We start from the raw sequence: 20,489 nt of genomic DNA, 5'->3' as shown, positions 1-20,489 counted from the left end.
CCGGAAGGATTTCGAGGGTCGATCATGCGCAGGTGGCGAGTCCCGATCGCGGCGATGGTCCTGCTGATCGGGGCCGGATCCTCCCACGCGCAGTTCCGCGACCTGGTGAACATCGACTGGGTCAATCACCGGCTCTCCGGCCATGTCGACGACTACACCCAGAACCACAGCGCCGACCGCCGGCTCCACTCCCCGATCCTCGGCCGCCCGAGAGACCTGTACGTCTACACGCCCCCGGGTTATGACCCGAGGCGGTCGTATCCGGTGATCCTCTGGCTGCACATGGGGTACGTCGACGAGCACGTCTTCCTCGGCTCGCCGGCCCTGGTCCGGCTCGACCGGATGATCCTCCGGGGGGAGATGCCCCCGGTCGTCGTCGCCTGCCCCGACGGCCTCTATTCCGGGGAGAATCGCACCGGGGAGCCGCACTCGCTGTTCGTCAACGGCCGGGGAGGCCGCTTCGAGGACCACCTCGTCGGCGAGGTCCTCCCGTTCGTGACCCGGCACTATTCCATCCGGCCGGAGCGGCAGGCACACGCCATCCTCGGCCTCTCGGGGGGCGGCTTCGGCGGGATGAGCATCGCCATCCGCCGCCGAGACCTCTTCGGCGCGGTCGCCACGCTGGCCTCCCCGGTGAACATCCGCTACGACGACGCCCGGCCCAAGGGCCCCCGGGAGGACTTCAGCCCGGCCAGCTACCGCTGGAAGGAGTACTACGACCCGGAGGAGGTCTACGCGGTCTTCTACTTCGGGCTCCGGCGCTCCCGGGCGAGGAAGTACATCGAGCCGGTCTTCGGCAGCGGCCCCGAGGTGACGGAGATCATCCGGGCCCTCAACCCGGCCGACCTGCTGTTCACGACCGACCTGGAGCCCGGCGAGCTGGCGATGTTCTGCCACTTCGGCGGCCGGGACAACTGGAACTTCGACGCCCAGGCGCTCTCCTTCGCCTGGCTCGCCGCCTCCCGGGGGGTCCACGTCGAGCTGGCGACCGCCCCGCTACAATCGCACTCGATCCACTACTTCAGGGACAACCAGGACGAGGCCTACCGCTACCTCGGCCGCCACCTGCTGCCCCCGACCGGCCCCTGGATCCTGGCCCCCCGGCGCTGAGACCGGATCGGGTCGCGTCCGCCCGGGTGGGTTCAGGGGCTCGCCCGGGAGATGATGAGGATCGGGGCCGAGCCCCGGCTCTCGTATTCGAGTCGTTCGATCCGGTCGTCGACTCGACGCTTCAGCTCCAGGTGGTGTTCCAGCTCGGGCCGCCTCCGGCTCTCGGCCGCGAGGGCCTCGTCCGACTCGGCGAGCAGGGAGGCCATCCGGTCTCGCTCGGAGATGAGCAGGGCTTCCTGCCGTTTGAATGCCTCGATCTCCGTCGACGACCCCTCCGCGACTCCCGGCCCGTCCGGCCCGGCCTGGAGGGCGGCCCGATCGAGCCGGACGCGGCGCAACTGGCCCAGGCAATCGAGTAGGTCGGCCTCGATGATCGCCCGGTCGACCGGCGGGCGATCCGGGGCGACCGAGGTCCTCCGGGCATCGTCGAGAGACTGCGAGAGGGCCTCGACCTTCGTCTCCAACTCCTCGCGGTACGCTTCAAGCCGCATGATCGAATTCCGATTCCTCGCGTCGGCCCACGTGGCATCTTCCCTGAGGAAGGCATCGACGACCGCGTTGACGACGATCGCCCCCTCGTCCGGGGGGAGGCCCCGGGACGCGACCTCGACGAGTGAGGACCCTTCCAGGATCCTGACCTCCAGGTGATCCCGGATGGCCTCCACGGCGTCGCCCGACCGCTTGACGAACTCCAGGCTGGAGACCTCTCGATCCGATGCGGCCACGGTGAGGACGCTCGGGCTGGTGATCAGCTGCACCTGGGTCTGGAGGAGGGCGTCGACTTCCTCCCGGTCGGGGCGGCCTACCGAGAATGGGTTGGCTGGATCGGTCTCGATCCGGAGCAGCGATGACGTCCGGTCGTCCCCGCCCAGTGTGCGGGCCATCAGGCCCTTGCCGTCCTCCGGGCGGAGCACTGCCACCAAGGCGGCGACGATCAGCAGGCCGACGAGGAAGAACGCGGAGATCCAGCGAATCCGGACTGTGCGTCGCATTGACGGGCCCCGGGTCTATGGTTCAAAAAAATATCCGGCCGTGCGTTCAGGACACGGCGTTTCCAATCAGAATGATTTGCTTCACCGGATGCAAGCAAGAGCCTGAGATTCGATGGCCCCGGGAGACATCGAGGGGCGGGTCAATCCGCCCGGGTGACCAGGGCGATGCCGATCACGCTTGGCGCCATCCCGAGGGCGGCGGCGACCGTCCCCGCGTCGAACGCCCCCGAGAGCATCCGGCCGGTGACGGCCGAGAGGAAGACGCCGAGCATCGCGCCGAAACCCGAGAGCAGGGCCGCCGACGCCCCTCTCCGGCCCGGCCAGCATGAGGCCAGCAGCAGCCAGGCGGACACCACGAGGTCGGCGACGAGGAACGGGTGGACGAAGCGACCGGCCGCGGCGTTGCCCGCCTGCCAGGCCAGGACGACCGAGGCGAGCCCGACGGCGGTGATCCGCGCGGGCCGGAGGGTGGGGGGACTCATGGGAGGGGCTCAGCCACGCTTCGTCTTGTAGCCGATCGAGCCGAGGATCGCCTCGACGCGGTCGGGGTGGTCGCCCTGGACCTCGATCGTGCCGTCGTCCTTGACCGTGCCGCCGCCGCCGATGGCCGCCTTGAGCCGGGCGGCCAGCGCGGGCAGGTCGTTCCCCCGCGCGTCGAGCCCCCGGACGGTGGTCACCATCTTCCCCTTCGGCCGCTTCTCGACCCGGATCCGGGCGGTCTGCGTCGAGGGGTCGACCCGCTCGGGGGGGGCGGGCCCGGGGGGCGGGCAGGAGCACTCGGATTCCGGGGCGCCGCAGCGTTCGCAATGCGGGGGGCGGTCCCACTGGGTGCCGGCGAAGAGTCGGCCCATCGGCGGGGCTCCTCGAATGAACTGGCGGGTGATCGGTGGCGGACGCGGGGGAGGGGCGATCAGCCCGCCTCCCCATTGCCCCTCGACTCCTTCTCCACGATCCCGCTGATGCCGAACCGACGTCCCAGCTCGGCCTCGACCTCCGACCAGGGCAGGTCCCGGCAGCCCAGCAGGACGATCGAGTGGAAGACGAGGTCCGCCACCTCCTTGACGAGGTGGGACTTTCCCTCGTCGCCGGGCTCATCGGCCGCCTCGACGACCTCGGCGGCCTCCTCGGTGATCTTGCCCGAAATCTTCGGGACGCCGCCGTTCAGGAGCGAGACCATGTACGACCGCCCGGCCGGCGGGCTCGCCTTGCGATCGGCGACGAGGTCGGACAGGGCGTGCAGGACGTTCGGCTGATCGGCCACGGTCGGGGCTCCGGGATTCGGGCTCGGCTTGCTTCATCGGTGTGTCGTCGTCGTCGCCCATCATACCCGACGACGCCCCTGCCCCGGATCGCCTCGCTTGTCCGATCCGGCCTCGGTCGGCAAGAATGAGGAGACGATCGGGAGCCCGAACGACCGGGGGAATGGGGGACGGAGCATTGAGGATCGGCCATCGAATCGCGGCGCTCGCCCCGGTGCTGTTGCTCGGCGCGGCCCTCGCCTGCCCTGCGACGGGCCAGGGCCCCGAGGCGTCCGGGTATCTCGCCGACCGCCTGCCGCTGCCGGCTGACGTGCTGCCGAGCTGCATGGCCGTCCGCCCGGACGGGACGCTCGTCGTCGGCTCGATGGACGGCGACGTGCTGCTCGTCGTCGACGAGGACGGCGACGGCATCCCCGAGACTTACCGGAGATGGGCCGGCACCCTGCCGCACTGGCCGCTCGGGATGGCGGTCGAGGGGGACGAGGTCGTCATCTCCACCCGGTCGGCCCTGCTTCGCCTGGCCGACGACGACGGGGACGGCTGGGCCGAGCGCTGGACCACCGTCACCGACGCCTGGGACGTGACCCGGGACCACCACGACTGGACTACGGGGATCGCCCGATGGACCGACGGCTCGTACGTCGTCAGCCCCGTCACCGACGACGTCCGGGAACGATCGGTGGAAGGGCGTCACCACCTCCGGGGCAAGGCGATTGCGGTGGACCCGGACGACGGCTCGGTCGAGGTCCTCGCCGGGGGGCTCCGCTACCCGACCGGCTGGGCGACTCGCTCCCGAGACGGCCTCGTCTTCTTCACCGACAACCAGGGGCAGCAGAAGACGAATTGCGAGATCAACGTCCTCCGGCCCGGCCACTGGTACGGCTACCCCAGCCAGGCCGACCCGCCCTCGGGGCCCGAGGACGCCGAGCCGTACACCCCCGCAGTGCTCATCCCGTACCCCTGGGCCCGGTCGGTCAACGGCCTGGCGTTCGCGGAGACGGGGGGGGAGTTCGGGCCCCTGGAGGGCCAGCTGGTCCTCTGCGAGTACAACCACCGGTTCATCCTGAGGGCGACGCTGGAGGAGGTCGACGGCCAGATCCAGGGGGCGTGTTACCCCTTCCTCGGCGGCCTGCTCGGCCCGCTGACCCTGGCGTTCGCCCCCGACGGCACGCTCTACGTCGGCAGCATCCGGGAGCCCTCCTGGGGGGGAGAGGCCGAGCAGGGGGCGATCTACCGGGTCCGGCCGACCGGGCAGCCCGCCTTCGGCATCCTGGAGGCGAATGCTGAGCCGGACGGCTTCACCCTGCGGTTCCTCGCCGAGCCGCCCGACCCCGACCTCGCCCTGGACCCGGCCCGCTATTCGCTGCGCCGGTATCATCACGAGTTCCAGGGCTCGTACCACTCGCCGCCGACGGACGTCGAGCCGCTCTCCGTGGCCTCGGTCTCCCCCGGCGACGATGCCCGATCGGTCCGGCTCGCCGTGAGGGAGCCGCTGATCCCCGGCCGGATCTACGAGATTCGGGCCGACCTGCCCGGCGCCGAGCCGGACATCTCCCACTACACGATGAACCGAGTGCCCTCGCCAGCGAAGGAAGATCCCACACGGGTCCGCAACGACGCGGAGCGCAGACGGGAGAAAGAGTGACGATGCCCGAGTCTTCTCCTCCGTCTCTCCTCCGCGTCTCCGCGACCCTGCGTGAGATCTGAGTCCCATGAGCCAAGACCCGATCGAAACCGAGTTCGGCGTGCCGATCCCCGGCCGCATCCTCCCCGAGTCCGAGTGGGCCCGGACGGCGATCAAGCGCCTGCCGCCCCCCGAGGAGGGGCCGCTCGACTGGGCGGCGATCTTCGGCCGGGAGGCGCCGGTGGTCCTCGACCTCGGCTGCGGCAACGGCCGGTATACCCTGCTCAGCGCCCTGAGCCGCCCCGACCACGACCACGTGGCCGTCGACCTCGTGCCGGCGGTCGTCCGGTACGCCACCAAGCGGGCGAACCAGCGGGGCCTGCACAACGTCCGGGTGATCGTGAAGGACGCGCAGTCGTTCCTGAGGTCCTACGTCGCCCCCGGCAGCGTGGCCGAGGTGCACATCTACCACCCCCAGCCCTACCACGACCCGAAGGAGGCCCGGTTCCGGCTCATCACCCCGGCGTTCCTGAAGCACGTCCACCGCGTGCTCGGGCCCGGCGGGCTGTTCGTGGTCCAGACCGACAGCCCGGAGTACTGGGAGTACGTCGCCTCGGTCGCCCCCTCCTTCTTCACGTTCCGGGAGCAGGCCGGGCCCTGGCCCGACGCCCCCGAGGGCCGCTCCCGGCGCGAGATCCTCGCCAGGAGCCGGGACCTGCCGGTCTTCCGGGGCGTCGGCACCCGGCGGGACGACCTGAAGGGCCCCGACATCAGGGCCGCGGTCGACTCCCTCCCGCTTCCCGAGTTCGTCAGCCGGGGACCCTGGGAGGAACTCGACGCCCTGGAAGCCACCGGGGAGTCCCGCCCGGCCCCTCGCCGATCCCGCCCCCCCGGCCGGAAACGCCGGGGGTGAGGACGCGCCCCGGCCCCGTCCCGACCCCGGCCTCATTCCAGGGCGTAGCTGTACCTGGGGTAGACCGCCATGCCGAGGTTCCCTCGCTTGGCGTAGAGGAACTTCAGGTGGTGGTCGAGATGGCCGACGTAGCCCCGGACCAGCTCGGCCAGGGTCACACGCCCCTTCTCGGTGTGATCGCCGGCCCGGGAGAAGTCGGCCTCGGGCAGCGACCTGAGGATCCGGGAGACCCAGCGGCGGTTGGCCAAGAACATGCTCACCGCCTCCTCGACCGGGAGGTCCTCGTAGCCGAGGCGGGCGAGCCAGGCGTTCTCGTCGTAGGCGAGCAGCGTCGGGCTGTCCTCGGCGATGACCCGCTTGATGCGGTCGGCGCCCACGAGGTCGCTGTCGAGCATGTGGACGACCAGCTCGGCGACGCTCCAGGCGCCGGGCCCGGGCCTGGCCAGCTCGTGCTCCCGGGAGAGGTTCGTGATGGAGTAGGCCAGCAGGGGCCCGCCGTTCTCGAAGCGGTCGATCAAGACGTCGAGGGTCACCGGTCGGCCTCCGATGCGGGTGGGTCGGCCCCGGTGGCGGCGTCGTCGACCTTCCGCCAGATGGCCAGCCGGGGCTCGGTGTATTCGAGGAACCAGATCTCCTCCTCGACGCCCAGCTCCTCGGCGAAGCGGTGGGCGACCAGGAAGTTGACGACCTCCAGCGACGCGGCGAGGAAGTCGGTGCGGAGCGCCGAGTTCGAGGGCGGGGGCTCGGCCGGGTTGTGGAAGATGAACCGGAAGACGAGCACCCGCTCGTCGATCGGCCCGGCGGCCGAGAGGTACCGGCCGTCCATCTCGTAGATCGAGTAGCCCCGGGATGCCTCGCAGAGCGTCCGGATCCAGGCGTCCTCGTCGAAGCCGGCATCCCGATCCCGGGCCTCGGCGATCTGCCGCTGCACGAAGGGGACGGACCGGATCGCCCGCTCGTCGAAGAGGTCCTCGAGCACCTCCTCGATCTTGCCGTAGTAGCCCAGCTTCTTCGGCAGGATCACCTCGTACATCCGGGCCGGCTTGGGCCCTTCGAGCCGGTAGCTGCCCATCAGGTCGAGATCCCCAGGGGTCGGCGGCCGGGTCCGATTGGCGTCCGACCGAGTCTACCGCCGGGGGCGACCCCGTCACAGGCCGGGGACCCGCCCGATCGCGATTGATCCGCCGGGACGTTCGCACTAGAATGGGTATTGTTCACGATGATCATGAACCAACTGAAGATTGGCGACCTGCCACGAAGGGATCGTGCGGGCGTCGGTCGACCGGGTCGAGCGAACCGAACGGACGGAGGGGGCTTGTGAGCACCGGCGGCAACGGCGCACCGAAGCGGAGCAAGGTCGAGGCCCTGAAGCTGGAGAGCCAGTATCTGAAGCTCCCGCTGATCGACGAGGTCAACGCGGACGGCGCCTCGGTCGGCGAGCAGGCGATGCAGATCCTCAAGTTCCACGGCTCCTACCAGCAGGACGACCGGGACACCCGGGTGCAGCTCCGCCGCGAGGGGCAGGAGCCGGCCTACTCGTTCATGGTCCGGGTCCGGATCCCGGGGGGCCGGATCGACGCCCGGCAGTACCTCGCCTGCGACGAGCTGTCGAGGGCCGTCGGCAACGAGACGCTGAGGATCACGACCCGCCAGGAGTTCCAGCTCCACGGCATCCTCAAGCAGGACCTCAAGTCCACGATCCGCAAGGTGAACGAGACGCTGCTCGACACGCTAGCCGCCTGCGGCGACGTGGAGCGGAACGTCCTGTGCTGCCCGGCGCCGGTCCACGACGCGGTCCACGCCGAGATGCAGGAGGACTGCGCCCGGCTCGCCGCCCACTTCGCCCCCCGGTCGTCGAGCTACTGGGACATCTGGCTCGACGGCGAGAAGATCGACAACCCCGACGCCCCCAGGCCCCAACCCGCCCTGGTCCCCACCGCCGGAGACGACGCGGTCGAGCCGCTCTACGGCAAGACCTACATGCCGCGCAAGTTCAAGACCGCCTTCGCCCTGCCGGATGACAATTGCACCGACGTCTACGCCAACGACCTGGGCTACATCGCCGTCGTCGAGGGCGGCCACGTCGTCGGCTACAACGTCGTCGTCGGCGGGGGCATGGGCACCACGCCCAGCGCCAAGAAGACGTTCCCGGCCGTGGCGGTCGACCTGTGCTACGTGCCCCGCCCCGAGGCGCTCCGGGTCGGCGAGGCGGTCCTCAAGGTCCAACGCGACTTCGGCGACCGGGGGGACCGCAAGCGGGCCCGGCTGAAGTACGTCATCTACGACTGGGGGATCGACGCCTTCAAGGCCAAGGTCGAGGAGTACCTCGGCGAGCCCCTCACGCCGCCCAGGGACCTGCCCATCACCGAGGTCGACGACCACCTCGGCTGGCACGAGCAGGGGGACGGCAACTGGTTCCTCGGCATCCCGGTCGAGAACGGCCGGGTCAAGGACGAGGGGGACCTGAGGCTGGCCAGCGGCCTCCGCGCCTACTTCGAGCGGTTCGGCTCGCCGGCCCGGCTGACCTGCCTGCAGTCGATCATCCTGACGGACATCCCGCCGGATCGGAAGGACGAGGTGAATGCCTGGCTCGAGGAGTACGGGATCGCCTCGGCCGAGGAGACCTCGACCGTCCGGCGCTGGGCGATGGCCTGCCCGGCCCTGCCGACCTGCGGCCTCGCGGTCACGGAGTCGGAGCGGGTGCTCCCCGCGGTGATGGGCCAGTTCGAGGAGGCGATGGCCCGACTCGGCCTGGAGGAGGAGCGGTACAGCGTCCACATGACCGGCTGCCCCAACGGCTGCGCCCGCCCCTACAACTGCGACATCGGCCTCGTCGGCCGGGGGGCCTCGAAGAACCCGGACGGCTCCCCCGGCCCCGGCACCTACACCATCTTCCTCGGCGGCAGGGTCCAGGGAGACCGCCTGAACGTGGTCTACAAGGACTACGTCCCGCTGGAGCGGATCGTCGACGAGCTGGTCCCCGTCTTCACCCGCTTCAAGGTCGAGCGGGGGCCGGGCGAGTCGTTCGGCGACTACTGCCACCGGGTCGGCGTCGAGGCGCTGGCCGCGGAAGGGGCGGAGGCCTAGCGGGCCGATCTCGCGCAGGGCCGAGGAGGGGCGCGGGGCGATTCCCTCGAGTTCCCCGAGGCCCCACGTCCCTGCGCGAGATCCGGAGATCCCCGCCCGGGATCGCCCTCCGCCGGCCTGGCGGGTAGGATGATGCTCCCGGCCCCCCGGCCGGCGGAGGGAGCTCGCCATGCCCGACGGGCTGGACGACGTGACATTGCAGCGGATGATCGCGCTGGCCCGGCAGGCAAGCGGGTCGGCCTACTGCCCGTACAGCGGCTTCGCGGTCGGCTCGGCGGTGCTGGGCGAGGGCGGCGAGATCGTCGCCGGCTGCAACGTCGAGAACGCCTCGCACGGGCTGACCACCTGCGCCGAGCGGGTCGCGGTCTTCGGGGCCGTGGCACGCGGCGTGCGGTCGATCCGGGCGGTGGTCGTCTTCACGCCGACCCCCTCGCCGACGGCCCCGTGCGGGGCCTGCCGCCAGGTGGTCTACGAATTCGGACCGGGGGCGGAGATCATCTGCGCATGCGACGGCCCCGACCTCATCCGACGACCCCTCTCCGAGTTGCTGCCGGATGCGTTCGGCCCGAGCGACCTCGCCGGGTGAACATCCGGGCGATCGAGGCATTGCGGATGGATGAGAATGACGGGAGGGACGCCGGCGCAGCTCCCCTCGGAGTGCCGTCGAAGGGGGGCGGATGCGGGTGGTCTCCGACGCGTTGCTTGCCGTGATGGTGCCCCTCCCCTCGGGGAGCTTCCTCGTCGTCGGCGACCTCCTCGCGAGGGCCGGCCCCTGACCTGGCCGGCCCGCTTCGACGATCGAGCCCCATCAATCCGGCGGCCCGAACGAACCCGACCGAGAGCGACCGAACGATGCCCGTCTCCCCCGCCGTGATCGCCGACCGGCTCGACGCCGACCGCCTCGCCCTGCTCGACTTGAGCCTGCGCAACCCGCTGTTGAACTATCGCCCGAGGCGTCGGGGCCTGACGATCGTCGGCGAGTCGCCGGCGGAGGTCGTCCGCATCCTCGTCCGGGAGGGGAAGCGGATGGCGTTCGACCCCGCCCCCGACCGCCCCGGGCCGGAGGACGAGGGTGAGTCGTCGCACGGCGAGCCGCCCAACGGCGGGCTCGAACTCCCCCCGGCCGACCCGACCGACTTGAACCTCCAGACCGACGTGCCCGCCGACCAGCTCCAGGACCGCCTGCTCGCCATCGACGCGGCGGCGAGGGGCTCGGTCGAGGAGCTGGGCGTCAACACGCTGTTCCTGGCGCTGGGGATGCTCCGGTGGTCGGAGGAGCGCAACGGCCGGAGCGTCCTCGCCCCGCTCATCCTGCTGCCGGTGGCCCTGGGGAGGTCGAACGCCCGGGACCGCTTCCGGGCCCGGTATACGGGCGAGGACTTCGGCACGAACCTCTCGCTGGCCGAGCGCCTCCGGGCCGGCTTCGGCATCGAGCTGCCCGAAATCCCCGGGGCCGACGACCTCGACCCGGTCTCCTACTTCGACGCGGTCGACGCCGCCGTGTCGGGGGAGAAGGGCTGGAAGGTCGACCGAGAGGCGGCGGCGCTGGGCTTCTTCTCGTTCAGCCGGTTGCTGATGTACCGGGACCTCGACGCGACCCGATGGCCCGAGGGCTCCGGGCCGTCGTCGCACCCGGTCCTCTCCGGCCTGCTCGGCGAGGGGCTAGACGAGGGAGAGCCGACGATCGGCGACGAGGAGCACCTCGACGCCAGGCTCGGCCCGCTCGACGTGCGTCCGGTGCTCGACGCCGACGGCTCGCAGATGCTCGCGCTCGTCGACGCCTCGAAGGGCAGGACGCTGGTCATCCAGGGGCCTCCGGGGACGGGCAAGAGCCAGACGATCGCCAACCTCATCGCCGAGGCCGTCGGCCGGGGCCGGTCGGTGCTCTTCGTGGCCGAGAAGGCGGCGGCCCTGGAGGTGGTGCACCGGAGGCTCGACGCCGTCGGCCTGGGCGCCGCCTGCCTGGAGCTGCACAGCAACCGGACCCGCAAGCGGGACGTGCTCGACGAGCTGCGCCGGACGCTCCAGCTCGGCCGCCCCCGGACGGGGGCCGCCGAGGACGACGCGAAGGTCCTGGGAGACCTCCGGGGCCGGTTGAACACGTTCGCCGGGGCGGTCAACACGCCGGTCGGATCCAGCGGCGTCAGCCCCCACGAGGCGGCGGGCATCCTCCTCCGGGAGCGGGACGCGCTGGGGGAGGCCGTGCCGCCGCCGATCGACGTGCCGGGCATGGCCGACTGGTCGGCGCCGGAGTTCCGGGAGCGAGAGCTGATGGTCGAGCAGCTCCGGGCCCGGCTGGCCGACCTGCGCCTGCCGCCCGACCACCCGATGCTCCGGTCGTCCCGATCGCTCTGGACCCCTTCCGACCGCTCCGAGCTTTCTCGTCGGGCCGGGGCCGCCCGCCGGGCAACCGAGGACCTCCGGTCGGCCGCCGCCGCCCTGGCCGAATCGCTGGGCGTCCCGGCCCCGATCGACCTCGCCGGCGCCGAGGCGATGGCGGAAGCCGTCCGGCCCCTGCCCGGCGGGGGGATCCCGGTCGACCTGCCGCTCGACGACCCGGCCTGGGACGACCGGGGGCGCGACCTGGACGACCTGCTCGCCGCCGGCTCGGCGTTCGCCTCGCTCCACGCCTCGTATGACCCGGTGTTGCTGCCGGAGGCGTGGGATCGGGACCTCGTCGACACGAGGGAGGCCTTCAACACGGTCGGCCGCCGGTGGTGGTCGCGATGGGCCTCGGCCCGGCACCGCCGGGCGGTCTTCCGCCTGGGGACGCTCTGCCGGGTCGAGCCGCCGAAGGCGCCAATCGACCGGCTCGCGCTGATCGACGCGGTGATGGAGGCCCGGCGGCATCGGGCGGCGATCGTCGAGCACTCCTGCACGGCGGCCCGACTGTTCGGGAGCCGCTGGCGGAAGGAGGAGTCCGACTTCGCCGAGCTGGCCGAGGTCGCCCGGTTCGCCCGGCGGGTCCGGGACGACGTCCGATCCGGCCGATTGCCGGTCGGGGCGATCGAGTCGCTCGACGACGACGACGTGATCCGCCGGTCCCTCCCGCTGGCCGACCGCCTCCGAGGGGCGATCGAGGCCCATCGGGCCGCCCTCCGGGCGCTGGCCGACTTCGCCGGGTTGCCCCCCTCCGGCGGCGAGATCCGGCCGGAGGGAGAGCCGGGAAACCGTCCCGCCGCGAGCCCGTCCTCGGACTGGTCGGCGCTCCCCTTCGACGCGTTGCAGGGTCGGATCGACGCGACCGGCGACCGGGCGGAGGAGCTGCACGCCGTCGCCCTGGTCAATCAGCGGGCGTCGAGCTGCCGGGAGGCGGGCATGGGGGCGGTGGTCGAGGCGGCCCGGAGCTGGCCCGAGGCCCCCCGGCTGCTCTCGACCGCCTTCCGGGCCCGATGGGCCGAGGCCCTGCTCGACCGGGCCGCCCGGGAGCGGCCGGCGCTCGGCTCCTTCTCGGGGGGCGACCACGAGGCGATGGCCGAGCGGTTCGGGGCGCTGGACGTGGCCGTGCTGGGCCACAACCGGGCCTGGGCGGCGGGCGAGCACTGGTCGAGGCTGCCGAGGCACCAGGCACTCGCCGGGGACCTCGCCGTGCTCCGCCGGGAGCTGGAGAAGAAGACGAGGCACCTGCCGCTCCGCGTCCTGTTCGCCCAGGCGGGCCGGGCGGTGCAGGCGGTCAAGCCGGTCTTCCTGATGAGCCCGCTCTCGGTGGCCGCCTACCTGGAGCCGGGGCAGCTCGCCTTCGACCTGGTCGTCTTCGACGAGGCGAGCCAGGTGCGGCCGGTCGACGCCCTGGGCGCACTGCTCCGGGGCCGGCAGGCGATCGTCGTCGGGGACGATCGCCAGCTCCCCCCCACCACCTTCTTCGACCGCCTGACCGCCGGGGACGAGCATGTCGACGAGGAGGACGACGGGGGCTCGCTCGCGTCGGATGCCCTGGAGAGCATCCTCGGCCTGTTCCTGGCCCAGGGGGCGCCCCGCCGGATGCTCCGATGGCACTACCGGAGCCGTCACGAATCGCTGATCGCCGTCTCGAACCGGGAGTTCTACGACGGCCGGCTCGTCGTCTTCCCCGGCCCGGAGCGCGACCGGTCGGAGCGCGGCCTGGTCCTCCGGTGCCTGCCGGAGACGGCCTACGACCGGGGCAAATCCCGGACGAACCCGGACGAGGCGCAGGCGGTGGCCGAGGCGGCGATGGCGTTCGCCCGCGACCAGCTCGAGAAGCCGGCCGATCGCCGTCTCACCCTCGGCGTGGCCGCCTTCAGCGCCGCCCAGGCCGAGGCCATCGGCCGACGCCTGGAGCGGCTCCGGCGCGATGACCCGTCGTGCGAGCCGTACTTCGCCGAGGAGGGGCCCGAGCCCTTCTTCGTCAAGAACCTGGAGAGCGTGCAGGGGGACGAGCGCGACGCCATCTTCATCAGCGTCGGCTACGGCCGGGACGCCGGGGGCCGGGTGTCGATGAACTTCGGCCCGCTCAACGGCGAGGGGGGCGAGCGTCGGCTCAACGTGCTGATCACCCGGGCCCGCTTGCGCTGCGAGGTGTTCACGAACCTGCGCGGCTCGGATCTCGAATCGGGCCGGTCGGCCGCCCGGGGGGTCCGGGCCCTCCGGACGTTCCTCCGGTTCGCCGAACTGGGCGAGCTGGACGGCGACGAGGGCCGCCCCGGGGCCTCCCCCGGGGTCGGCTCGGGCTTCGAGGAGGAGGTGGCCCGGACGCTCCGGGCGGAGGGGTTCGAGGTGGTCCGGGGGCTGGGGTCGGAGGAATCCCGGGTGGATCTGGCGGTGGTCGACCCGGACCGTCCCGGCCGCTACCGGCTGGGGGTGCTCTGCGACGGCCCCTCGTACGACGCCCCCCGGTCGGCCCGGGACCGCGACCGGATCCGGCCGGGCGTTCTCCGTGGCCTCGGCTGGCGGCTGGCGCACGCCTGGTCGCCCGACTGGTGGCACGACCCCGGCGGGAAGTGCGATGAACTCGTGCTCATGGTCGATCGGGACGACGACGGGCCGGTCGACGTGCCCTCGGCCCCCCTCCCGGCGTCGATCTCCCGGGAGGTTCGGGCCGAGGAGGCCGGGCCGGAGCTGTCCGCCCTGCCGCCCTACACGATGGCGAGGCTGGAGATCGGGCCCGACGAGTCCGACCCGGCCGCCCTGGCCCCCGACCGGCTCGCCGAGTGGGTGGGCGAGGTCGTCCGGGTCGAGGGCCCGGTGCACGAGGCGGAGGTGGTGCGTCGGCTGGCCGACGCGATCGGCCTGAGGCGGCTGGCCGGCAAGCCGAAGGAGGCGATCGAGCGCGCCGCCTCCTCCCCGTTCCGGGACAACGGCCCGATCCGACGCCAGGGCGCCTTCCTCTGGCCGGGCGACCTGGGACGGCCCGAGCCCCGGGACCGATCCGCCCTCCCCTCCTCCTCCAGGAGGCTCGAATACGTCTGCGCCGAGGAGCTCTCCGCCGCCGTCGAGCGGATCGTGGCCGACGCCTTCCGGATCGCCCCCGAGGACCTCCCCCCCGCCGTCTGCCGCCTGCTCGGGTTCCCCCGGACGACCGACGAGGCCCGAGACCGCGTCTCGGCCGTCGTCGACGCCCTGATCGCCTCCGGCCGCCTGGAGCGGCAGGGCCATCGGCTCTCGGTCTCGGGCCCCCGGCCCGAGCCGGATGCCGACTCGGGGTCGCAGGGGGACGCCGATCGTCGATGATCGGATGATTGTGCCAGGTGGCCGGGCCCCACGCGGCCCGCGATGACACTCGGGGAGGGACGAGGTCGGCCGGTTCCCCCCTCGACCCCTGTGGCGAAAACTTCGGGAAAAACCTCCCATCCTGCCTGTTTTGCTCGCTATGATAGAAGAACGAATGAAGGCTGGTGCCGTCGACCCCTCCTCTCCGCCCCGACGCCCCGCCCTCCCGACATCGTTGCGCCGACCGAAAGACGATGCCGATGCCGAATTTGCGCCGGACGTTCGCGTGTCTCCTCCTCCCCATGCTCCTCTCCCTCCCCCGGGGAGCGATCTCGGATGAGGCCGATCAACCCGGGGTCCTGGCGCTGGTGGGGGGGAGGATCCTCACCCAGGCCGATTCCGGGGAAATCGAGGGGACCATCCTGGTCCGGGACGGCCGGATCGAGGCGGTCGGTCCCGACGTCGAGATCCCGGAGGGGGCCGATCGGGTTGACCTCTCCGGCCTGGTCGTCACGCCCGGCCTGATCGACGCGAGGGGCGTCCTCTGGCTGCCCCCCGAATCGCGCCGGGACGGGGGCGACGACGGCTCGCTCGACATCCTCGACGGCGTGGATCCCTACGCCGAGGACTGGCTCGACGTGGCCCGATCCGGCGTGACGGCCGTCGCCGTGCAGCCGGGCAATTCCGGCCTCTTCGGCGGCCGGGGGGCCGTGCTCCGGGTCGGCCCGGGGGGGACGGTGGAGGACCTGACGATCCGGGCCGATGCCTTCGTCCAGGCCGCCCTCGGCGTCAACAATGCCTCGGCCAACTCCGTCCTCCGCTATCAGCAGTTCGAGCAGCTCAAGCGGGCCCTCGACAGCGTGAAGAAGTACAAGGAGGACTGGGAGAAGTACGAGCAGGCGAAGAAGAAGTACGACGAGGCCCAGGCCAAGGAGGCTAAGGAGGCCGAGGAGACGGACGGCGAGGCCGACGCGAAGAAAGGCGACGGCGAGGAAGGCGAAGACGACGGCAAGGAAGACGACCCCGTCGAGGGCGACGGCGAGGGTGAGGACGACGGGGTTTCCGAGCCCGGTTCCACCTCGCGCGGTTCCCCCCTCCAGGACGAGGAGGAGGAGGAGGATCCCGAGGAGGACGACGAGCCGTCCGGGGACGAGGCCGCCGCGAAGAAGGACGAGGGCGGCAAAGCGCCCTCTGAACCTCCGAAGGAGCCCGAACGGGACGAGACGAAGGAATTCCTCGTCGGCCTGCTCGACGGCACCGTGCCCCTCCGGATCGAAGCCCACCGCGAGGACGACCTTCGCAACGCCTTCGCCCTGGTCGAGGAGTTCGAGGGGCTGACGCTCATCGTCGAGGGGCTCAGCGACCCGGGCTCGGCCCGGGAGGAGCTGGTCAACCGCCGGACGCCGATGGTGCTCGGCCCGGTCCTCGAACTGGGGGATACGCCCGTCTACCGCCGGGACCGCGCCCGGGACTGGCCGGCCGGGCTGCTCGCCGAGGACAGCCGATGGGCGATCGGCTCGTACGGCGAACGGCCGGCCGACTCCGCCCTGCTCCGGGTCCACGCGGCGGCCGTCGCTCGGGGCGTCCCCCGGGACCGGGTGCTCCGAGCCCTGACCGCCGGGGCCGCCGAGGTGCTCGGCCTCGAAGACGAGCTCGGCTCGATCGCCGAGGGCCTCCGGGCCGACCTCGTCGCCTTCGCCGGGGACCCGATCGACCCGGCCTCCCCCATCGCGCTGGTCGTCTCCGGCGGCGAGGTCGTCTACCGGAATCCCGAGGTGGATCCGGTCGCCGAGGAGTCCGTGGCGGTCGTCGACGCCGAGCTGCCCGATCGGCTCCCCCGCCGGTTCGTGATCCGGACCCGTCGCCTGCTCGGCCCGGGCGGCTCGATCGCCCCCGGGGCGGTCTCGGTGGCCGACGGGACGATCGTCGCCGCCGGGGAATCGGTCGAGGAGGACGACGAGATCCCGGCGTATGACGTGGGGGACGCGGTCGTCACCCCCGGCCTGACCTCGGCCTTCGGCACGTTCGGCCAGGGCCGGGCCGCGGCCGAGGTGGCCGGGGCCGACGCCGGGTTCCTCCGGGCGGTCGACGCCTTCGACCCGACCGGCCGGACCGTCCGGGAGCTGGCCCGGGGCGGCGTGCTCCGCATTGGCTTCGCCCCGGCGGCGGTCAACGTGGTCGCCGGCGCGGTGGGGGCCGTCCGGCTGGGCCCGGCCGCCGACCCCGTGATCGACCCGGTGCTCGGCATGGACCTCGTGCTGTCGGCCTCGGCCCGCAACGAGGACCGCTACCCGGCCAGCCTGCCGGGCCAGGTGGCCCTGCTCCGGGAGTTCCTCGGCCTGGAGGGGGGCGAGGACCCGAGCGCCCGCCGCCAGCCCGGCTACTACCTCTCCGATCCGGCGATCGAACGCCTCGACGCCGTCCGCCGGGGTCGGGCCGACCGGCTCCGGGGCGGGGAGTGCGTCGCCTTCTTCGAGGTCGACCGGCCGGCGGAGGTCGAGGCGGCGCTGGACCTGGCCGAGGAGTTGGAGATCTGCCCCGTCCTCGTCGGCCCCGGGGCGATCGAGGACTTCCCCGATCGGGTAGCCCGGCTGGCCGAGGGCTCGGGGCTGGCGCTGGTCCTCCGACCGATGGGGCCGGGGCCCGAGGCGACCCGTCGCATGGCCGCCGTCGTCTCGGCGGCCGAGGCCGGGGCCCGCGTCCTGTTCGCCGCCGACGACGCCGAGCCGCTCCGGCTGCTGGCGGCCTCGGCCGTCGCCGCCGGCCTGCCCCGGGGGTCGGCGCTCGACGCCCTGGCCGTCGGGCTCAACGCGATCGGCCCGAACGACGATGCCGACGCGCCGACCGGCCCCTGGCGGCCCGGGGCCCCGGCCGACCTCGTCGTCTGGGACGGCTCTCCGCTCGACCTCTCGTGCCGGCCGCTGGCCGTCGTCGTCGACGGGGAACTCCTCCCCTGAGCCGGAGCCGACCCCGAACCGACGATCGCCCGCCCCCGTACAGGAATCGGTCGAACCCGAGAGCCGCACCATGAGACCTCGACGCACCGAAGGCCGATGTCCCGCCTCGCCGATCGCCCTGGCCCTCGTCCTGGCCCTGGCCCTGGCCCCCAACCCGAGGGCGGCCGCCGAGGAGGGGGACGTGCTGGTCCGGGCCGGGACGGTGGAGACGGTCGAGGCCGGCCCGCTCTCGCCGGGGGCGGTGCTGATTTCCGGGGGCAAGATCGCCGAGGTGGCCGCCTCGATCGACCCCCCCGAGGGGGCGACGGTCATCGACCTGGGGGCGGACGCCACCCTGATCCCCGGCCTCGTCGACGTCGACCTGCCCAACGGAGTGTCGGGGCCGTCGGCCGAGGTCACCCGGGAGGTCACGCCCCGGTTCAGCCCGCTGCCGGCGATCGACTGGTCCTCCCGGGCCTTCACCGAGGCCCTCGCCGGCGGCTCGACCGCCGGGGGGATCATCCCGTCGAGCGACAACGTCGTCCCCGGCCTGGCCGCGGTGGTCAAGACCGCCGGGCCCCCCGGGGAGCCCCGGGTGGTTGAGCCGGATGCGGGCCTGGTCATCTCCGTCTGCTCCGACCCGGCCTCCCGGAACCGGTCCCGGACCCGGCCCGACTCGATCTACGTCCGGCAGCCGACCAACCGCATGGGCGTGGTCGGCCTGCTCCGGGAGTCCTTCGCCCGGGCCGCCCGGGGAGTCGACCCCGACCCCGACGTCACCCTCCCCTCCGACGGCGACCCCTACGAGCCCCTCCGGGAGGCGATGGCCGGCGGCCGGCCGGTGCTGGCGATCAGCCGGACCGATTACGACATCCTCACCGTCCTCCGCCTGGCCGGAGAGTTCGGCTACGCGCCGACGATCCTCGGCGGGCACGAGGCGTACAAGGTGGCCGACGTGCTCGCCTCGGCCCGGGTGCCGGTCGTGCTCGGGGCCCTCCGGGTCAACGGGCCCTACGGCCCGGAGCGCACGGAGCTGGCCTGGAACGTCGCCGGGATCCTGCACGAGGCCGGCGTGCCCGTCGCCCTCTCCGGCGGCGACCTGCTGGAGCAGGCCCGGTTCGCCGCGCGGTTCGGGCTGCCCCGGGAGGCCGCCCTGCGGGCGATCACGATCGAGCCGAGCCGGGTGCTCGGCGTCGACGACCGGCTCGGCGGCATCGCCGCCGGCAAGGACGCCGACCTTGTCGCGCTCGACGGCGACCCGCTCGAATTCACCACCGCCGTGCGCTGGGTGATGGTCGACGGCACCATCCGATTCCCCCGCCCCGACCCGTCGCAGCCGCAGGAGGATTGAGCCCGACATGGCGACGAATCATCACGTGACGCGACTCGCGGCCGTACTCGCCCTCGCCCTCGCGGCCCCGGCCGCATCGGCGCAGGACCAGCTCGCGATCAAGGGGGGCCGGATCATCCCGGTCGTCGGCGAGCCGATCGAGGGGGGCGTGATCCTGGTGCGGGACGGCACGATCCAGGCCGTCGGCGAGGACCTGGACATCCCGATCGAGGCCCGGGTGATCGACGCGACCGGCAAGGTCGTGCTGCCCGGGTTCGTCGAGCCGCACAGCCCCGAGCCGCTGGTGCAGGCCAACGAGGTGAACCCGAACGTGCCGTTCGTCAGCGTGGTCGACGCGATCGACCCGAACGCGACCTACTTCGAGGAGGCCCGCCGCAACGGCGTGACCACCGCGCACGCCATCCCCGGCAACAGCACCATGTTCGGCGGCAAGTCGGCCGTGGTGAAGACCTCCGGCACCTTCGCCGAGGACATGGTTCTCCGCCGGGACGCCGCCCTGAAGATCTCCCTCCGCCCCTCCGGCTCCTCCAGCCGGATGGGCCATCTCGCCCGGCTCCGGAGGGAGCTGGACGAGACCCTCCGCTACATGAAGTCCCTCGAGGAGAAGAAGGCCGAGGCCGCCAGGGCCGAGGCCGACGAAGAGCAGGACGAGGAGGAGGGAGGCGATGACGAGGGAGACGCCAATGCCCCCCAGGAGGAGGACGAGGAGCAGGACGACGAGGGGGACTCACCCGACCCTTCGGCCGAGGACACCGAGCCCGACGCCCAGCGCGAGGCCCTCGTCCGGCTGCTCAAGGGGGAGCTGCCCGCCTTCGTCTACTGCGAGCAGGCGATGGACGTGCCCCAGGCGCTCCGACTCATCGACGAGTACAAACTCGACGCCACGCTCATCCTCGGCCGGGACTGCTACAAGGCCGTCGACCTGGTCGCCGGCCGGGACGAGCCGGTGGTCCTCGACCCCGACCTCGTCTTCTGGGAGACCGACCCCCGGACCGACGAGGACGAGCGGATCGTCCTGCCCCGCATCTACCGGGAGGCCGGCGTGCCGATCACCTTCCAGGCCTCCGGCGTCTCCTCGTTCTCGGCCACCAGCCTCGGCCCGAGCTACCTCTGGTACCAGGCCGCCACCGCCGTGAAGTACGGCATGCCCCCGGAGGAGGCCCTGGAGGCCCTCACCCTCCGCCCGGCCCGGATGCTCGGCATCGACGCGTTCGTCGGCTCGATCGAGGAGGGGAAGGACGCCGACATTGTCATCCTCACCGGCGAGCCCCTGAAGCTCGGCACCTGGGTCGACACCACCATCGTCGACGGCCGGGTCGTCTACCGACGAGACGAGGATTCCCGGCTCAAGGAGCTGCTCCGGCCGATCGGGGACGACGCCGGCGAGGATTGATTGGCCGATGACGACGGTTGGCCGGGCCGAGGGCGCGTCGAACCCGGATCGGACGACCCTCGGGCGTCGAGGCCCCGGCCCGGCCGCGTCCGGCAGCCGCCTCCCGCCCTCCGCGATCGATCACCCACCGCCCCGGGCCACCGCACCATGAGCATGA

The 20,489-nt window shown here is 72.5% G+C and carries 15 protein-coding genes; 9 read left to right on the top strand and 6 right to left on the bottom strand.

The window, feature by feature from the left end:
- The first annotated feature begins 24 nt into the window (after positions 1–24).
- Positions 25–1,110 carry an alpha/beta hydrolase gene (locus ElP_RS11915; RefSeq protein WP_197446911.1) on the top strand — a complete coding sequence of 362 codons (1,086 nt, stop codon included), beginning with the start codon at positions 25–27 and terminating at the stop codon, positions 1,108–1,110.
- 32 nt (positions 1,111–1,142) lie between these two features.
- Here the strand turns inward: ElP_RS11915 and ElP_RS11910 are convergent, their stop codons facing one another.
- The 4 genes from ElP_RS11910 to hisE all read right to left on the bottom strand — a co-directional run bounded on the left by ElP_RS11910 (position 1,143) and on the right by hisE (position 3,363).
- Positions 1,143–2,102, bottom strand: a complete 960-nt coding sequence (locus ElP_RS11910; RefSeq protein WP_145269525.1) for a GumC domain-containing protein — start codon at positions 2,100–2,102, stop codon at positions 1,143–1,145.
- A 140-nt stretch (positions 2,103–2,242) separates the two neighbouring features.
- Positions 2,243–2,584 (bottom strand): hypothetical protein, encoded by a 342-nt coding sequence (locus ElP_RS11905; protein WP_145269524.1) that lies wholly within the window; start codon positions 2,582–2,584, stop codon positions 2,243–2,245.
- Positions 2,585–2,593: 9 nt separating this feature from the next.
- Positions 2,594–2,953, bottom strand: a complete 360-nt coding sequence (locus ElP_RS11900) for a translation initiation factor (RefSeq protein WP_145269522.1) — start codon at positions 2,951–2,953, stop codon at positions 2,594–2,596.
- Between the two features lie 59 nt (positions 2,954–3,012).
- Positions 3,013–3,363 carry a phosphoribosyl-ATP diphosphatase gene (hisE, locus tag ElP_RS11895; protein ID WP_145269520.1) on the bottom strand — a complete coding sequence of 117 codons (351 nt, stop codon included), beginning with the start codon at positions 3,361–3,363 and terminating at the stop codon, positions 3,013–3,015.
- 161 nt (positions 3,364–3,524) lie between these two features.
- Between hisE and ElP_RS11890 the strand changes: the two genes are divergently transcribed.
- Both ElP_RS11890 and trmB read left to right on the top strand, forming a co-directional pair.
- Positions 3,525–5,006, top strand: coding sequence for a PQQ-dependent sugar dehydrogenase (locus tag ElP_RS11890; protein ID WP_145269518.1), 1,482 nt, complete (start codon positions 3,525–3,527; stop codon positions 5,004–5,006).
- Positions 5,007–5,073: 67 nt separating this feature from the next.
- Positions 5,074–5,898, top strand: a complete 825-nt coding sequence (gene trmB / locus ElP_RS11885; protein WP_145269516.1) for a tRNA (guanine(46)-N(7))-methyltransferase TrmB — start codon at positions 5,074–5,076, stop codon at positions 5,896–5,898.
- A gap of 32 nt (positions 5,899–5,930) precedes the next feature.
- Here the strand turns inward: trmB and ElP_RS11880 are convergent, their stop codons facing one another.
- The gene (locus ElP_RS11880; protein ID WP_145269514.1) at positions 5,931–6,431 is read right to left on the bottom strand and encodes a DinB family protein; all 501 of its coding nucleotides are present in this window, start codon (positions 6,429–6,431) and stop codon (positions 5,931–5,933) included.
- Positions 6,428–6,970 (bottom strand): hypothetical protein, encoded by a 543-nt coding sequence (locus ElP_RS11875; RefSeq protein ID WP_145269512.1) that lies wholly within the window; start codon positions 6,968–6,970, stop codon positions 6,428–6,430. The genes ElP_RS11880 and ElP_RS11875 overlap by 4 nt, the downstream gene beginning before the upstream one ends.
- A 245-nt stretch (positions 6,971–7,215) precedes the next feature.
- On the opposite strand from ElP_RS11875, the gene ElP_RS11870 reads away from it, so the two are divergent.
- The 6 genes from ElP_RS11870 (at position 7,216) to ElP_RS11845 (ending at position 20,332) form a co-directional block, all read left to right on the top strand.
- The gene (locus ElP_RS11870) at positions 7,216–8,985 is read left to right on the top strand and encodes an NADPH-dependent assimilatory sulfite reductase hemoprotein subunit (protein WP_231749680.1); all 1,770 of its coding nucleotides are present in this window, start codon (positions 7,216–7,218) and stop codon (positions 8,983–8,985) included.
- A 169-nt stretch (positions 8,986–9,154) separates the two neighbouring features.
- Positions 9,155–9,571, top strand: a complete 417-nt coding sequence (locus tag ElP_RS11865) for a cytidine deaminase (RefSeq protein WP_145269508.1) — start codon at positions 9,155–9,157, stop codon at positions 9,569–9,571.
- A 266-nt stretch (positions 9,572–9,837) separates the two neighbouring features.
- Positions 9,838–14,673: a DUF3320 domain-containing protein gene (locus ElP_RS11860; protein ID WP_145269506.1), complete on the top strand. Its 4,836-nt coding sequence runs from the start codon at positions 9,838–9,840 to the stop codon at positions 14,671–14,673.
- Positions 14,674–14,912: 239 nt separating this feature from the next.
- Entirely contained in the window at positions 14,913–17,609 is a 2,697-nt protein-coding gene (locus ElP_RS11855) for an amidohydrolase family protein (RefSeq protein ID WP_145269504.1), read from the top strand.
- Positions 17,610–17,679: 70 nt separating this feature from the next.
- Positions 17,680–18,939: an amidohydrolase family protein gene (locus ElP_RS11850; RefSeq protein WP_145269502.1), complete on the top strand. Its 1,260-nt coding sequence runs from the start codon at positions 17,680–17,682 to the stop codon at positions 18,937–18,939.
- 7 nt (positions 18,940–18,946) lie between these two features.
- Positions 18,947–20,332 carry an amidohydrolase family protein gene (locus ElP_RS11845; RefSeq protein ID WP_145269500.1) on the top strand — a complete coding sequence of 462 codons (1,386 nt, stop codon included), beginning with the start codon at positions 18,947–18,949 and terminating at the stop codon, positions 20,330–20,332.
- The last annotated feature ends 157 nt before the right edge of the window (positions 20,333–20,489 follow it).

This window comes from Tautonia plasticadhaerens (genome assembly GCF_007752535.1).
Lineage (GTDB): Bacteria > Planctomycetota > Planctomycetia > Isosphaerales > Isosphaeraceae > Tautonia > Tautonia plasticadhaerens.
Note: the sequence above shows the minus strand (reverse complement) of the source record. Positions and strands in the feature narration are given on the sequence as shown.

What these genes read in the sequence shown, in the direction of transcription:
- ElP_RS11915 (WP_197446911.1), top strand. Translation starts at nt 25, where the DNA reads ATGCGCAGGTGGCGAGTCCCGATCGCGGCGATGGTCCTGCTGATCGGG.
- ElP_RS11910 (WP_145269525.1), bottom strand. Translation starts at nt 2,102, where the DNA reads ATGCGACGCACAGTCCGGATTCGCTGGATCTCCGCGTTCTTCCTCGTC.
- ElP_RS11905 (WP_145269524.1), bottom strand. Translation starts at nt 2,584, where the DNA reads ATGAGTCCCCCCACCCTCCGGCCCGCGCGGATCACCGCCGTCGGGCTC.
- ElP_RS11900 (WP_145269522.1), bottom strand. Translation starts at nt 2,953, where the DNA reads ATGGGCCGACTCTTCGCCGGCACCCAGTGGGACCGCCCCCCGCATTGC.
- ElP_RS11890 (WP_145269518.1), top strand. Translation starts at nt 3,525, where the DNA reads ATGGGGGACGGAGCATTGAGGATCGGCCATCGAATCGCGGCGCTCGCC.
- trmB (WP_145269516.1), top strand. Translation starts at nt 5,074, where the DNA reads ATGAGCCAAGACCCGATCGAAACCGAGTTCGGCGTGCCGATCCCCGGC.
- ElP_RS11875 (WP_145269512.1), bottom strand. Translation starts at nt 6,970, where the DNA reads ATGGGCAGCTACCGGCTCGAAGGGCCCAAGCCGGCCCGGATGTACGAG.
- ElP_RS11865 (WP_145269508.1), top strand. Translation starts at nt 9,155, where the DNA reads ATGCCCGACGGGCTGGACGACGTGACATTGCAGCGGATGATCGCGCTG.
- ElP_RS11860 (WP_145269506.1), top strand. Translation starts at nt 9,838, where the DNA reads ATGCCCGTCTCCCCCGCCGTGATCGCCGACCGGCTCGACGCCGACCGC.
- ElP_RS11855 (WP_145269504.1), top strand. Translation starts at nt 14,913, where the DNA reads ATGCCGAATTTGCGCCGGACGTTCGCGTGTCTCCTCCTCCCCATGCTC.
- ElP_RS11850 (WP_145269502.1), top strand. Translation starts at nt 17,680, where the DNA reads ATGAGACCTCGACGCACCGAAGGCCGATGTCCCGCCTCGCCGATCGCC.
- ElP_RS11845 (WP_145269500.1), top strand. Translation starts at nt 18,947, where the DNA reads ATGGCGACGAATCATCACGTGACGCGACTCGCGGCCGTACTCGCCCTC.